21 protein-coding genes are annotated in these 13,613 nt (G+C 66.0%); 1 reads left to right on the forward strand and 20 read right to left on the reverse strand.

All coding sequences use genetic code 11. The features are described 5' to 3' along the window. Positions 1-217: 217 nt before the first annotated feature. The 15 genes from ABZ470_RS26315 to ABZ470_RS26385 all read right to left on the reverse strand — a co-directional run bounded on the left by ABZ470_RS26315 (position 218) and on the right by ABZ470_RS26385 (position 8,776). Positions 218-724 (reverse strand): hypothetical protein, encoded by a 507-nt coding sequence (locus ABZ470_RS26315; protein WP_362914529.1) that lies wholly within the window; start codon positions 722-724, stop codon positions 218-220. Continuing rightward, positions 721-1,194: a hypothetical protein gene (locus ABZ470_RS26320; protein ID WP_362914531.1), complete on the reverse strand. Its 474-nt coding sequence runs from the start codon at positions 1,192-1,194 to the stop codon at positions 721-723. Before ABZ470_RS26320 ends, ABZ470_RS26315 begins: the two co-directional genes overlap by 4 nt. Before the next feature lie 64 nt (positions 1,195-1,258). Beyond that, a complete protein-coding gene (locus ABZ470_RS26325; protein ID WP_362914533.1) occupies positions 1,259-1,705 on the reverse strand; it encodes a minor capsid protein in 447 nt (148 codons plus the stop codon). Then, positions 1,702-2,064, reverse strand: coding sequence for a hypothetical protein (locus ABZ470_RS26330; protein WP_362914535.1), 363 nt, complete (start codon positions 2,062-2,064; stop codon positions 1,702-1,704). The genes ABZ470_RS26325 and ABZ470_RS26330 overlap by 4 nt, the downstream gene beginning before the upstream one ends. Beyond that, entirely contained in the window at positions 2,055-2,366 is a 312-nt protein-coding gene (locus ABZ470_RS26335) for a hypothetical protein (RefSeq protein WP_362914537.1), read from the reverse strand. The genes ABZ470_RS26330 and ABZ470_RS26335 overlap by 10 nt, the downstream gene beginning before the upstream one ends. Beyond that, positions 2,363-2,752 (reverse strand): hypothetical protein, encoded by a 390-nt coding sequence (locus ABZ470_RS26340; RefSeq protein ID WP_362914539.1) that lies wholly within the window; start codon positions 2,750-2,752, stop codon positions 2,363-2,365. Before ABZ470_RS26340 ends, ABZ470_RS26335 begins: the two co-directional genes overlap by 4 nt. 2 nt (positions 2,753-2,754) lie before the next feature. Continuing rightward, positions 2,755-3,096: a hypothetical protein gene (locus tag ABZ470_RS26345; protein WP_362914541.1), complete on the reverse strand. Its 342-nt coding sequence runs from the start codon at positions 3,094-3,096 to the stop codon at positions 2,755-2,757. Further along, the gene (locus tag ABZ470_RS26350) at positions 3,083-3,367 is read right to left on the reverse strand and encodes a hypothetical protein (RefSeq protein WP_362914543.1); all 285 of its coding nucleotides are present in this window, start codon (positions 3,365-3,367) and stop codon (positions 3,083-3,085) included. The genes ABZ470_RS26345 and ABZ470_RS26350 overlap by 14 nt, the downstream gene beginning before the upstream one ends. After that, positions 3,364-4,302 (reverse strand): P22 phage major capsid protein family protein, encoded by a 939-nt coding sequence (locus ABZ470_RS26355; RefSeq protein ID WP_362914545.1) that lies wholly within the window; start codon positions 4,300-4,302, stop codon positions 3,364-3,366. The genes ABZ470_RS26350 and ABZ470_RS26355 overlap by 4 nt, the downstream gene beginning before the upstream one ends. Positions 4,303-4,352: 50 nt before the next feature. Then, positions 4,353-5,189, reverse strand: a complete 837-nt coding sequence (locus ABZ470_RS26360; RefSeq protein WP_362914547.1) for a hypothetical protein — start codon at positions 5,187-5,189, stop codon at positions 4,353-4,355. Between the two features lie 117 nt (positions 5,190-5,306). Continuing rightward, on the reverse strand, positions 5,307-6,473 hold the full coding sequence (locus tag ABZ470_RS26365; RefSeq protein WP_362914549.1) for a phage minor capsid protein: 1,167 nt from the start codon (positions 6,471-6,473) through the stop codon (positions 5,307-5,309). Next, complete coding sequence (locus tag ABZ470_RS26370) at positions 6,473-7,990, reverse strand: phage portal protein (protein ID WP_362914551.1); 1,518 nt, start codon at positions 7,988-7,990, stop codon at positions 6,473-6,475. The genes ABZ470_RS26365 and ABZ470_RS26370 overlap by 1 nt, the downstream gene beginning before the upstream one ends. A gap of 67 nt (positions 7,991-8,057) precedes the next feature. After that, positions 8,058-8,219 (reverse strand): hypothetical protein, encoded by a 162-nt coding sequence (locus ABZ470_RS26375; RefSeq protein WP_362914553.1) that lies wholly within the window; start codon positions 8,217-8,219, stop codon positions 8,058-8,060. Further along, a complete protein-coding gene (locus ABZ470_RS26380) occupies positions 8,216-8,347 on the reverse strand; it encodes a hypothetical protein (protein WP_362914555.1) in 132 nt (43 codons plus the stop codon). The genes ABZ470_RS26375 and ABZ470_RS26380 overlap by 4 nt, the downstream gene beginning before the upstream one ends. Before the next feature lie 138 nt (positions 8,348-8,485). Next, positions 8,486-8,776 (reverse strand): hypothetical protein, encoded by a 291-nt coding sequence (locus ABZ470_RS26385; protein ID WP_362914557.1) that lies wholly within the window; start codon positions 8,774-8,776, stop codon positions 8,486-8,488. A 264-nt stretch (positions 8,777-9,040) separates the two neighbouring features. Between ABZ470_RS26385 and ABZ470_RS26390 the strand changes: the two genes are divergently transcribed. Next, positions 9,041-9,286 (forward strand): hypothetical protein, encoded by a 246-nt coding sequence (locus tag ABZ470_RS26390; RefSeq protein ID WP_362914559.1) that lies wholly within the window; start codon positions 9,041-9,043, stop codon positions 9,284-9,286. Between the two features lie 292 nt (positions 9,287-9,578). Here ABZ470_RS26390 and ABZ470_RS26395 read toward each other — a convergent pair whose 3' ends face one another. The 5 genes from ABZ470_RS26395 to ABZ470_RS26415 form a co-directional block, all read right to left on the reverse strand. Continuing rightward, positions 9,579-10,700, reverse strand: coding sequence for a hypothetical protein (locus ABZ470_RS26395; protein WP_362914561.1), 1,122 nt, complete (start codon positions 10,698-10,700; stop codon positions 9,579-9,581). Between the two features lie 13 nt (positions 10,701-10,713). Next, entirely contained in the window at positions 10,714-11,202 is a 489-nt protein-coding gene (locus tag ABZ470_RS26400; RefSeq protein WP_362914563.1) for a hypothetical protein, read from the reverse strand. 1 nt (position 11,203) lies between these two features. Next, the gene (locus tag ABZ470_RS26405; RefSeq protein ID WP_362914565.1) at positions 11,204-11,671 is read right to left on the reverse strand and encodes a hypothetical protein; all 468 of its coding nucleotides are present in this window, start codon (positions 11,669-11,671) and stop codon (positions 11,204-11,206) included. Positions 11,672-11,828: 157 nt separating this feature from the next. After that, entirely contained in the window at positions 11,829-13,115 is a 1,287-nt protein-coding gene (locus ABZ470_RS26410; RefSeq protein WP_362914567.1) for a PBSX family phage terminase large subunit, read from the reverse strand. Continuing rightward, the gene (locus tag ABZ470_RS26415) at positions 13,112-13,597 is read right to left on the reverse strand and encodes a hypothetical protein (protein ID WP_362914569.1); all 486 of its coding nucleotides are present in this window, start codon (positions 13,595-13,597) and stop codon (positions 13,112-13,114) included. Before ABZ470_RS26415 ends, ABZ470_RS26410 begins: the two co-directional genes overlap by 4 nt. Between the last annotated feature and the right edge of the window lie 16 nt (positions 13,598-13,613).

Here is a 13,613-nt window from a genome sequence, read left to right on the forward strand (position 1 = left end):
TCCTTGGATCTTGGGTGGGGTGAAACCGAGCGGAACGTGCCGCCTTACCTCCGCCCCTCGCCGGGGTCCAGAGCGCGGGCCAGTCGTGAGTCACACGTCAGCAGCCCGTGCAGCCGTGTGCGAAACCACCGCCATGACCTGGTGCGCAGCACTCCGGGCTTGCCGAGGTCGATGCCGTACACCTCATGGAAATCAGGCTCGACGTGAGCCCAACGGCTCAGGATGTCGTGCCACGAGACGGTGCGGCCTTGCGAGACGGAGAGGCCGTCGTCCTCGTAGTAGTCCCGGAGCCCCGAGACCGGATCGATTTCGCCGCCGCTCGACGAGTCGCCCGGTTCGGGGCCGGCGCTTCCCCCGCGCCTCCGGAACCCCAGATCTTCGCGGCAGCCTCCTTGCCAGCCGCGACCCACACCAGCGCGGTTGCACCGACATGCTGGATGCGGGGCCACGTCACCCGGTCGGCGCGCAGTTCGTCCCACACCGGTCCGAGAATCCGCTGGTAGAGGTCGCGTTCCTCGTCGTCGTCGAGCACAACGGCGGCCAGTTCGTTGAGCTGGGGGTCGTCCACTTCTTCGCCTTGCTCGACTGCCAGGCTGGCGTGCATGAGCCGCTGGCACAGCAGACCCACCTCAGCATCCGGGGCGGGGATGACGTAGGTCTTTCCTCCCACCGGAAGCCGAAGGCTGTCGTCGAAGAACTCGTCGAGGTCCTGAAACTGGGTCATGCCGTCACCGGGTTCTCGATCTCGACGGGCGCTCCCTGCCCCAGGAGAGTGAAGTTGAAGGGCTCCAGGTCGGTCACCGAACCGCCCTTGGTGAACTCCGAGACAGTACAAACGCCCCTGTAGGCGTCCGGCGCCCCGTCCCTGCGGTACCACCGCACCGGAATGTTCGCGCCGAAACCGACCTTCCGCGCGGCCTTGCGGATGGCTTCCTGTCCAGGGTCGGGGGTGAACGCGGCGGCGTCGGTCCGCTTCCGGCGGCCTTCCGCTTCAATCTGCCAGGTCCGGCCAGTGACGACGCTGCTGCCCCAGCCCTCCTCGTCGTCGAAATCGCCGTCGTCCTCTGTGTTGTCGTCGGTCGTCTCTTGGAAGCTGGTGAGGCCCCGGATCGGAATCCAAGTGAGGTTCTCCATGTCGGGTCCGGTACCGACGTCGAGCTTCCAGTCCTTCGCGAGGAGGGAACGCAGCCCCATGATCACTCCTTATGGGCATGTCGAATTGCCGAAAGCGGAACCGCTATCAGCAGAAATAGGTGGGTCACACGTCGCGGTGAAGTGACGGCCGATGAGCCATCAGGTCGAACGAGTCGGCCCGTTCCCACCGGCCCGAGCTGTCACGGCCGAGCGGGGCGACCAGTGTTCGACGCGCGAGCAGCACGTACACGCCTGTCGAGAGCGTCACGTTCTCCAGGCCGTGGATGGCGTCGAACACGGCGTCCGCGAGGTCGTCCACGACGCGCGGGTCCGTCTTGGCCCGGAACCTGGCCTGCATCTGCACGGCCGAGTCCGGCTGTTCGACGTCGTCGCCCATCTGGCCCACGCCGTACACTGCCAGCGCAATCGCGGTGTCCGGCTTGGCCGGGAGACCACCGATGGTGAGCGCGGTCTGGTTGTCGGCGTAGATACCGTTGGGGTTCCACGTCGCGACCCCGGCCTCGCCAAGCAGGACCGCGAATCCGGTCAGCAGATCACGGGTCCACGTCACTTGAGCGCCTGCCGGAGTTGCTTGGCGATCATCAGCTTGACCACCTCGGCTTCCTCTCGGAGTGCGAGCTCCAGGAATTTCGCGGCCCGGCCGGGCTTGTGCTGGTAGTCGAGGTTTTCGTGCTGAGCGATGCTGTACGGCGTGTCATAGGAGACGATGCCGCGCAGGTCGTTTTCATCGACCACGGCCGCGCCCGACCGTTCCAACGTGCCCTCGTCGTGCGGTACCCGCTGGTTGGACACCGACAGCACGTGCTCGGTGGCGTGACGGAGACCGCGCCCGGCAGCACGCCGGATCTCGGCCGTGACCTCCTCCGTATTGACCTTGGCGTTGAACCTGGCTCTGGCCATCAGCGGCACACCACCTCAACATGGTCAGGCGTCGGCAGTCCGCCGCCGTCGCGAGAGAAGGATGTGATGACGGTCGTCTGCCGTCCGTTGACCGTGACTCTGCTTCCCTCCGGGCAGATCGTGCCCGGAGGGAAGAACACGGTGGTGTCGGACACGGTCTCAGCACCCTGCGCATCGCGCACCAGACGCCGCTCGTCATCCACGAGGCACCGCGACTCGAAAGGCGGCCCGAACACGGGACCATATGCTCCATCGCCCTGAAACGGCTCGATGATCGCCCGGTGCCGCAACAGCCACTCGGGCAGCATCACCACACGCTCCCGTCGAGGATGTAGCCGGGCAGCAGTCCAGCGCGCCGCAGGATCGAGGAGGCGTCCGGCGAATACCGCGGGGGTGGCGCGTCACCGGACCCTCCACGGTCCAGCCGGACCGAACCGATCGACACCGACTTGAATGCTGAGGCGACGCCGAACTCATCACCCACAGCGATCGTCCAAGCAGCCTGCGCGCACGACGCCCGCTTCATCGCGTCAGCGTCTTCGGGCCGTGTCGGCATGCCGGCGTCGTCGGTCGGGTAAATCGACGCGAACAGCAGCTCGTCTACCCTCTCCGACGCGCGTTCCAGTCGCCGCTCGATATCAGCTGGTCCAGCTTGACCGGTGTACGCCGTGTAGTCGGCAGCTGTTGCGTACCCCACGGCTAAGCCGGCTGTTCGAGCACCCCGACCGTGAGCCCGGCCGGGGCTGCGTAGTCGATGTACACCTTGCCGTTGGCCTGGCGGTACACCGCCGAGAACGGCGGCAGCAAGAGGCTGTCGTTGGCCGGGATCGTGACCGGCAGGTCCACCACGTCCTGGCCCTCAACGGTCGCGGGAATCTGCACCGTCGCCGCCGCCGCCGTGCCGTTGCTGTTCTTGATCACGAGCAGGCGCCGAGGGCTGTGGTCGAAGGCGTGCCCGTCCGCGTTGGCCGCGACCAGGCCGACGCCGAGCGCGATGCCGGCGCGCGGCATGGACCTGACGACCAGGTCAGTCCTCGCCATCTGGGTCCTCCCCGAATTCCTCGATCAGCGCGGCTTTCGACAGCGCCTTGGCGTCGGCCTCGGGCATGCCGCGGGCGACCGCGTACTCGACCCACGCGGCCTTGTTGTCATGCTCGGACGGGCGGACCGGCCCGGCCAAAGCCGGACCGGTCATGTGGGCAGGCTCGGACTCGCCGACGACCTGCCAGTTGTCCAACATGTCCAGGCAGGGGTCTCGCTGTTCGAGCGGGACCACCTGCCCGGTGTTGGTGTTGCGGTAGACGTAGGTCACGCCGCGACCCCATGGATCAGCACGGCCCTGTTCGGGTCCAAGGTCTTGACGCCGTAGAGGCAGTCCACACTGACGATGTCCTGCTTCTTCGAGATGTCGTAGTCCATCACCACGCGGACGCCGAAGCCCTTGTATGACTCGACAGCGGCGTTGGCCGCGCCCTGCGGAAGCACCAAGGGCCTGGTCACCAATGCGAACGCCGTCCGATGAAAAGCCACTCCGACCTCAGTGTTCGGCTGGCCCGCAGCCGGCGTGCCGCCGGGGGTCTCGATGTTCTGCGTCTGGTAGCCGTCGAATCCGAAGATTCTTCGACCCAGGTTCGCCTCGCGCAGACCATCGGTGTCACCTCGGGTGTCGGCCTGGTGGAACAGCGGGTCGCTCAGCCACAGCGCCTCCATCTCCGGACCGATGGCGAGGTGACGGTCGGCGGCCGGGACGTTCCTCTGGTTGAGGACGCGCCGAGCGTCGATCGCGACCTGCGGCTTGTCGTAGTCGTGGATGCCGGGGCCGGTGACGCCCGTGATCGCGGCACCGGCCTTGCCCACCCGCTGCACGATGTCGTTACGCAGGCTCAGGATGTCCCGGTCGATTTTCTGCGCGATGGCCTCCATCGCCGGGTTGAGGAGTTGCGTGCCGAAGTCCTCGATCTCCAACGTCAGCTCTTCCGCTGTCACGGCGAAGGAGACGTCACTGAAGTGGTTCAGCGTGATCGGCACCGAACCTTCGCTGGCGTTCTGGATCTGGATGCCCTGCGCCCGGTTGAACTCGTTCGCCGTGAACACCGCAGGCTTGCGCACAGAAATCGTGTCACCCACGCGGGACACGAACTCCTGCTCATAGTCGCGGTGAACCAGTTGCGCCATCACACACGTCTCGTAGAGCGTGGCCAGTGCCGCCTTCGCGATGATGCTCGGCGTCAGGAAAGTGTTAGCCATTCGGGCCTTTCACCTCTTCAGAGAGCTAATTGCGGTACCGCAATTAGTGGCTAGGACGAGGCGCGCTTCTTACGCCTGGCGCGGAACTCGTCGATGGAGGGTTCGGAACTCGGCGCTCGTTCACCAGGCCCGCCGGTGAACTCGCCTCCGCTCCTGGCTGGCGGCCCCGCCTGGGTGGACGCCTTGAATTTCGGGTTGTTCTCCACTGAGGTCGTAATGATCTCGGTGAGCGAAGTGGAGAAGTCGTCAGCGTCCGGGTCCATGTCCCGGACTGCCTTCAGGAAGTTCCTGCTGTCGAGCAGGGCGTCGGGGTCCGCGCCGACCTTCTGGCTGGCGCGGTGGACCGCGAGCTCGATCAGGGCGCGGCGGTGCCGCTCGCGCTCCTGGTCCCGCTCGGTCGCCGTGGTGTCCCGCTCGGCCGTCAGCGTCTCGATCACCTGCTGCGGGTCGATCGGCTTCTCCTCCTCAGACGCCAGGCCCAACGCCTTGGCGATCTGCTGGGCGAAATCCGTCTTGACCTTCTCGGTGATCTCCTCCGGAGTCGGCCCCTGCTTGCCGGTCGCCTCGTCGGCTGCCTTCTGTGCGTCCTTCAGCTTGGACCGCCAGTCGGCCGCCTCCGCGCGGGTGTCCTTAATGAGCTTCTGCGCCCACGTGGGGAGCTGGTCCACCCTCTTGGCGTCGGGGTTGACCGGCGCGTCGTCGGCCGCTGGCGGCTCGGGCGGCGTGACCTCGGCCTCAGCCGGAGAGTTCTGGTCCTCCTGCTGTGACTGGCCTTCACCGCCTTCGTCCTCAGGAGCGCCACCGGCGAGCAGGTAGATCGGGGTGACACCGTCCTTGCGGTAGCCGAGGAACGCGCCTGGCGTCGTCGGCAGACTGTTTTCGATCATGGCTAGATCGCCCTCCTGGAGCGGATCGAGTGTGTTTCCGGCCTCCGGCCCGACCGAAGGAAAGCTCGGCTCACGCCAGGCGAGCCGAGAGAGACCAGATCAAAGCGCCATCCGGTGTTATTCGGCTCCTCGATTTCGGCCGCGGCGCAGTCCAGTGGCCTTGGCGTGCTGGCGCGCCTTCTGCTGGTAGTCGGCCACCCGTTGTTCGGCCTTGCGCCTGGTGTCGTCGTCGAGCGCAACGGCCGCTCGTCGCTTGCTTTCTCGGACCTTTCGTTCCAGGTACCTGCTCCGCTGCGAGTCGGCGTACGTGGTCGTCGCTTGCACGACCGGTGCCGGTCGAGACACGCCCGGAAGGAAGGCGTTCAGGTTGTGCCCGCAGTTCGGATGCAGCAGCCCCGCCAGCCGGGCCTCCGCGACCGTCCCCTCCACGTGGACGAACGTCTGGACGCCCGTCACTAGGTTCTCCTCCACCCGCATACCGGCCGCGCCGGACAGCGCCAGCACCTTGCCTTCCCAGCGGGAGCATCGGTCGCATGTGTACGGCAGCCGGGACACGCTGACCAGGTTGATCCCGGCCTCGCTCAGTGTGGACAGATGCCCGTCCACCGCCGCCCGCGCGGTCGCAGTCCTCATGGCCATCTCGACGTAGCTGGTCATGGACCAGGTGCGGGGTGGGCTCGCTGAATCGGTGAACCCCGTGATCCCCTGTGCGGTGAGCCGATCGATCGCCCGCTGCGCAGCCTCCCTACGAGTCTCCGAGCCGGTCAGCACCCGGCCGGCCGTCTCGGCGATAACCTCGCGGTAGATGTCGTCCACTGCGCGCAGCGCGCCCTCGTGAACCGATGTGATCAGCCTGACGGACTGCGCAGCTAGCTCAGCGACGCCCTGACCAGCGTTGATGCCCCGCTTCGTGCCAAGGTTCTTCGCGTCCTGCAGCACCCGTTCTAGCCGCTTCCGCAGCTTCGCGTCAGCAACCTGCAGCATGGCTCCCCGCACTGCGGCGTCCATGCCTTCGGCCCACGTGTCCAGCACCGCCGCCTGTGCAGCAGCTTTCGCGGCCGACTCCAGACGGCGGACGATGGACTCGGCCTCCTTGCGGAGCTGAGCGACTTCGCTGAGCCGTTTGGCCGCCCAGTCGTCGCCGCCGTCATCGTTGTCGAGATCCTTGCCGACCCGTGCGGCGATGCGTTTCAGCAGCGCTGTCTCTGCGTCGGCGTACATGGCAGCAATCTTCCGCGCCTGCTCCAGGCCGGCCTCGATCGCGGCGGCTGGAGTGATCGCCATCAGTCCTCGCTGGTCGCGTCAGGAACCCATGTCTCGTCCAGGTTGGCCGGGTCAGGGACGTTCAGCCCCAGTTCGTCGCGGAGCCTCTTCTTCTCTGCCTCCACCTGGATGTCGTCCCAGTCGGGATGCACCCATCTGATCTTGGTGTCGAGGCTGAGGGCTTGCGCTCTGTTCAGCATGTCCAGGGTGCGACCCATCAACTCCGGGTCCGGCATGACACCGTCCGGCCATTCGACCATCGCGCGTTCCGCGACGACTTTCGTGCCGAACACCGCATGGTCGACGGCCAGCATCGCCTCCGACAACCATGCCAAGCGCGGCGTCCAGTAGCCAATCTTCCGGCCGCGCGTGGAATACGACCGGTGCTTCTGCATGTGGATCTCAGTCGCCGTCCGAGCCGCCCCGTCGCCGCCCTCACCAAAGCTCTGTACGGAGTACCCGGCACCGCGCACGATCTGTTCCATCAAATGCTTCGATGTCTCCGAGTGCTCCTGCACTCTGATGGAAAACTGCGACAAGGTGATCATGCTGTTAGGGTTCTGCGGTGACGGCAGCATTCCGCCCAGCGGGCTGTAGATCTCCCTGTCCGGGTCCCACGTTGCGGCCTGGCCTCGGCCAGCCGTGGTCAGATACACCTCCGGGACGATGATCCTCGCCTTACCGAGACGGAGGTCACGCATCCAGCTCGTCCAGGTCTCATCGAGGGCGTCCATGAGCGGTTCGACACCGTCGAAGTCGCTTCGACCGATCGCTGTGCCCCGGATCATCCTGTGGGGCCTCATGTTCGGGACGTAATCGACCAGCAGGCCCCGCTCGAAACCGCTGTCGAACCCGCCGTCTTCGTCCACCAGTTCGGCGAACTCAGCGGTCACCGGGTGATCCTCCAACGGCACCTGCTTACCCAGGTGGTCCTCATCGCCCGCGTACAACCCGTGGTAAACACGGCCCCGTTCGTGCTTCTCCAGGTGCCGCCACACCTCGCCTGACCGGTCGTCTTTGTACACGACCCGCCAGAACGTCACCGCCTTGAGCCTGCCGCTGTGAAACTCGGGCACGGCTGCGTCCGGCGGAAGCGCGTCCACGACCGGATGGTCAGCCATCGTCGTGTCCCAACCCACGCGGAGGTAGACACCCCCGTACGCGGCGGCCAGCTCGGCAGCCTCCAACAGGCTGCCGTACACACCAGCTTCGTGCAGCACGCTATCGAGCCGCTGTTGCCCCTTCTTGCCCTTGAGCTTGAGCGTCGGCGGCTCGCTGAACAATAAGTCGGCGCTGGTAGCGGCAATGTCTGCGGCAAGCGGAACGTGAAGTTTTGTCGCACGAGCCTGCGCGGTCGGGGTAGGCGTTCCCCAGAAGTACCGGACCATCCGACCGAAGTAACCGCCAGCGCGGATCGGCCGGTCCCACCCCTTCGGGTCCATCCCCACTGTTGGAGCTCCCCGATTGCCGCCGTACACGCTCGCCAGCTTGTCCGGGTCTCCGGAGTACCACGCGCCGTGCGTGTCGTAGAGCCGCATCTCCTGTCGGATCGCTGGTGGCGGCCACTCCTGGGTGTGTTCGGGAAGTGGCATCGGCCTTCTCTCTTCAGTGCTCGATCTCTGACAGTGCGGCGGCCAGCTGCGTCCAGCCCTCGGCGATGGAGACCTTGGCATCGACCATCGCGGGGTTGGGTTCGCAGTCCGCCCGCTCCAGGACTTCGGCGGCGCGTTGCGCGGCCTGCCGCCAAGTGATCGTCTGATCCCTCATCCGGCGGCCGGCCAGTGCCAGGTGCCCGGAGCGTCGCCCGGAGCGACGTTGTACTCGTGGAATCCGCCGAGCTGGCCCGGCGTGAACACCCACAGATGGATGTGCGACTCGCTGTCGAGTGCGGGCACTGCGCCGAGCTTCACACCTTCCGGGTTCAGAGTCGTTACGTCTGCTGTGACGATCGCGGCGCGTACAGCCTGAAGGCCTCGCCGACCTCGGTAGCGGACGATGTCTCCGGTGACAGGGTTGCGGTTCAGGGTCACTCCTCAGGTGATGGGGATGGGTCCGCAGGGCATCACCGGCCGCTCAATCGGGCCGGTCACGCGGACCCACATCAGGTAGGTGCCGTCTGTCAACGTGACGCTGCCGCCGGGACCGATGAGAATGCGTGCTCGCGCGCCTCCCGCGGTGAGACTGGCCCACTCGGCGGTGTGCCAGTCAGCCTCGCCCGGTTCAGCGCCAAGGTTCGTAAAAGCGATCTCTACCGGCTCTGTCCCAGACGCTCCCGTGACGAAGGTGTAGACATACGGGCGGCTCAGAGATGAAATCGGCTCCATATCGCTATTGCTCTCCTACGAGGTCGTCGGGGGGTCGGCGGCCCATGAGTTATGCGGCGATCCGGCTCGCCACTCGACGACGGGCGGTGACGCTGCCCACTCAGTGAGAGGAGTGCTAGCCCGGAGCGGCGGCGTCAGCCGCCGGATTCGCTGCACGACGCTGGCTTCGACAACCGTGCCGAGCACGGCCACGATCGGCGGTTGCGGTCGCACCGGCAACGCCGTACCGACCCCAACCGTCGCGACGACCACCAGCACTTTGACTTGGCTGAGGAGCTGCGGCTGACCAGCTTCAGCGGCCTGGCCCAAGCGGTACCCGCGGGCGGCGCGATATGGCTGAGACTGCCCGGCCTCGACGACCGAGCCCAGCACGCGGGTTTTGCTCGGCGCGAGCGGTCGCGCGACTCCGGCTTCAGCGACTTTGCGAACCGCTGCCCATCCTCGAACCGCCTGCGCGGCCCCGGTCTCTGCGACCTGCCCAACCACACGGCTCTTGATCTGGACAGCTGACCGTGCCGTACCGGTTTCGGTGGCCAGACCAAGCGTGCGGGTCACGGTTCGCTGCGTTTGGGCAGCACGGCCCGTTTCAACGGTTCGGGCCAGAACGCGAGCTTTGCCTGGCGTAAGCGGTCGCGCGGACCTCTCCTCGACGACCTGGCCCAGCACGCGGGTTTTGGTTTGGCTGAACGGTTGCGGCTGGCCGTTCTCGGTGACCGCCGTCAGGATCGGTCGTGACGGAGCGCGGCGCACGATGGGACGGGCGGAGATTCCTCGTCCTAGGCGGGGCACCGTTCGTCGCCCTTCACCATGAAGCGGCCCGATGAGCTGCGGCTGTACCGCCCATGCTTGTGCGGGGCCGTACGGTTGCTGACGACGGGGCCGGCCCGAGCTTGGCTGCGGCCACGGCCACTTCATCGACGTACAGTCCGCCGGTCCCTGCGGTATCGCCCCGCAGGTGGGTCTCCATCGTGTACGGCTTGCCGCCTGGCCACGTGACGGTTTCGCTGATGAAGTACCCGTCGTGAGTGGGTGACTCCGCGTCCAGGTAAGACCAGATTTCCGTGGTCCCTGAGCCGCTGGGGCTGATCGTGAACCGCCATTCCAGCCGCACCCACTGCCCGACCGGAGTCATCCCCGCTGTGGAGGCCAGGACCAGCGGCGAAGTATTGCCTGCATAGACCGCTACATGCCCGTCTGGGAAAATCCACGTCTTGGCCGTGAGCCCGTTTGGCCCGAGCAGAGCCATCAGGGGGGCTGCGGTCGCTAATGGTGCGTCCAGGTACAGGTACATGCGGGCGCACAGCACATCAGCGGCGGGTTCCACGCCGATCCAGTCGATGTGGGTGTCTGTACCTGGTGTGGCGGCCACCACTGACAGTCCTGTCTCGCCTCGAACCTTAGTCGTGGAGTACTTCGTCGTGCCGACGAAGTTATTGAACGGGATTCCGCTGCTGCCGCCGGAATTAGCTGCGGTGAGGTTACTTCCTGCCGTACCGCCGTCGAAGGTGTTGGAGACGGCCGTCAGCGGCTGAAAGGTGATTGCGATGTCGTCGATGTAGGCGGCGTCATCCCCGCTGCTGCCGCTGCTGTCCTTGCTGTAGCGGAACTGGACCTGGGTGACGCCGGTCACGTCGAATACCTGCGACTGAGTCCATCCCACTTCGCCGGAAGCCGTCATCCTGACCGTGCCGTTGATCAGGAATTCCAGCTTGTCGTAGGTCGGTTCGGAGGAGACGAAGTACCAAAATTGGATCGTGGCCGCGCGAGGCGGCAAGGTGACCGTGAGCGTCGCGGTTTCGTTATGGCCGATGGTGTCGCTTTTGAACGCCCATACGCCGCTGTGCGCCCGTGCCTGTGTCCAGTTCCAGGCGCCCGACCAGGCTAAACGGAGAGGACTGGCCTCGAAGGTCTCAAGCAGCGGCATACAGCCCCCTTTGTCAGGTTCGTTCGAGCCACAGGCCAGCAGAGATGGTTACTGCGGCGGCGAACTTCGCTCGCAGCACGAACCCAGCCGCTGGTGCGCAGTCGGGAGTGTCGCCCAGCGGGATGTCGTACAGGGCAAGACCACCGTTCGGAGACAGCGGGAAGGTGTCGATCACCGTGAGCACCGTCGGCTCCGATGACCACGCGGCCGCCGCGAGGAAGCCGGGGGCGATGATGCGACCGTAGAGCTGCTGCGGAGTGACCGTCGTGGCGTACGCCATCGTCCCAGTCGCCGGCGGGTTCGTCGTGAACGTTGCGGCGCACAGCTCGACGTCGCCTGGCACTCCCGAAGCGGACACGCCGTACAGGCCGACGCGGAGCTTTTTCAGGTCCAGGCCGAAGCCAAGGGAGGCCGGGGCAAGGACGCCGAGAACGCTGCGGGCGGTGTTGGCGGTCAGCGCGACCGGTGCCGGGGTCAGCGCGGAGTATCCAGACTTGGCCATCTCACACCGCCCGGAAGAACCCGGACGGGTCCACCTGGGCAACGACGTTGCTGCCGTCCGGCCTGATTGGGAAGTCGTGCGCGGTCAGCGGCGTCACGTCGGCGTCGGTGACCGCAGCCCCGGGCCGGTAGCAGATCAGCAGCTTCGACCAGTCCGTTCCTGCCTGCACGTTGGCCCAGGTCTGATCCGGCAGCGTCAGGTCTACCCAGTCGTTGGCGTCATCTGGAGTGACAATGTCCAGGCTGGCCCCTCCGAGGACCTTCCGGGCGTAACCGGCGTTCGCCGCCTCAGTCGAGCCAGACAGCACGTCAGCCAGGGTGTCCTTGTCGCGCAACACCGCGTCAGGTTCAACGCCCGCAGCTGCCAGCGCGACGACGAGCAGGACAGAACCAGCCGGGTCACCGATTTTGACGCGGCGGTACAGCTCGACCGCACGCCCCTTGGAAACGTTGAACTGGAAATCAGCCACAGGCCCTCCTAGGCCGGAAAGGATCACAACGGCCCGGTTGTCCACGTAGCCCCTCAACCACGTGGACAACCGAAGCCGCCGGGCTCAACGCACGTGGGTGGACGTGCGGAGCAAACGCACCCCTTCAGCCCGATGGATTCGGGGTGCGCGTCTGAGGTCAGAAGGCTGGTTGCAGCAACGGCTGCCAAACCGCCTGCGTAGTGTGCAGCGCGTACCGAACGGCATCCAGCGCGTGATCGTCAATCTTCACTGGGACGTCTTCGCCGCGCTCCGCTTTCTTGTCGTCCCATGCGTAGCTGCCCACCTCGTCGAGGAACCCGGACACCGAACGGTGAACGCGCAGGTGGTCAGCTCCGAGCAGGTTGGAAACGGTGCGGATGCCGTCGTTGACGGAGTTGTCCCCCATGGTCGGAGTGAAGCCGTCGCGTAGGAGCTGGGTGATGAACGACGCGGCGGACGGGTCCACCACCACCCACTGCGGCCGCACTCCATGAGTGCCCGGACCGTAGGTGTCAGGGATGCCGTCCAGCCAAGCCCCGAGCTTCCGCGAGTATTCGGCGTCGGTAAGCTGCTTCCGCTCGGCGCGTGAATCCCACCGGAACTCGCTGGCAAGGTAGAGGCGCCGCTGACCGGCGTCGTCCGGGGTGGACACGCCGATGAGGATGGCGTCGAACGGGTTCACCGTGCCGTAGTCCACGCCCAGGACCAACCACCGTTCCATGGGCGGCAGCACGTCCACGACGTGGCGGTCTGGGTCGAACATGTCGAATATGGCGCCCTCGGCCATGACCCACTGACCCAGAATGAAGCGCTTGTACCACAGTCCGGTGTACTCGGCCTTGAGCGCCTTGACGTACGCCGGATCCAAGGCCTCGTTGTCATCGAGCCGGAAGTGCCAGTGCTTCAGATCCAGTTCGTACTTACGGTCAAGGAACTGTCTCTTCAACCAGTGGTTTGGCGCGTCGGGGTTGGTCGTGCCAAACAGCTTGGCGTTCTTCACACTGAGCCGGGCGAGGAGCTGGTCCCAGAACTCGCGCTCGATCAGCGTGATCTCATCGACGTACGCCCCGGCGCAGGTCATGCCTCGCAGTCGGTTTTCCGACCGGGCGTCGTTCGACGAGATGATCTCGACACGGCGCCCCAGAATGTTCGCGGTCGGCGCACCTCTCGTATAAATGACCCGCCGCGCGATCGGCCCCGTGATGGCCGGGTCCTGGAGCACGTCGAACACATTTCTGGCGATCGTGTCCGACGTCTTGCCGACGATCACCAGCGACCCACCCCGCGGGGCGTTGGCGATATACATGACCCACCGCAGCAAACTGGCGATCGTCTTCCCGCTCCGGATCGCGCCCGACCAGATGTTCAATCGCGCGGTGGACTCGCCGATCGAACGCAGCTGCTTGGAAGAGAGGGTCAGCGGCGTCAGGGTCGGCGTGCTCAAAGACCGTCCCCCGACTCGATCTCGCCGATCACCTCGGCCTCGAGGATGCTGTCCGTGTCGGGGTCGGGGATGGCGTGCCGCTGCTGAATCTGGAGCAGCAGGTTGCCCAGCAGGCTGGCCATGTCGCCGTCCGCGACGCCGTTGCGGTTGATCAGGTCCAGGCCCAGCAGGGTTGCCCGCCGGTTGATGCACTTCAGCGCGGTCTCAGCGGCGTTGACCTCGCCTTTCAGGACCTTCGGCCAGAGCGCGGCCATGATGCGGTCGAGTCGGTCGATCTCCAACTGGAGAAGCTGTTCGCTGGCCAGGTGCTCCTGCTTGGCGGCCTTCTGCAGCGCCCGGTCGATGTCCTTGCTGACGGAGGCCGCGCCCGAGTAGCCCAGCCGCTCGGCGATGACGGTAGGGCTCACTCCTGCGATCCGCATCTGAACCGCCTGGTAGCGGCGCTGGGAGATCTCAACCTGGCGGGCCTTGCTGACAACCACGTGAGACCTCCAGATC

The organism is Streptosporangium sp. NPDC020072 (assembly GCF_040631445.1).
GTDB lineage: Bacteria > Actinomycetota > Actinomycetes > Streptosporangiales > Streptosporangiaceae > Streptosporangium.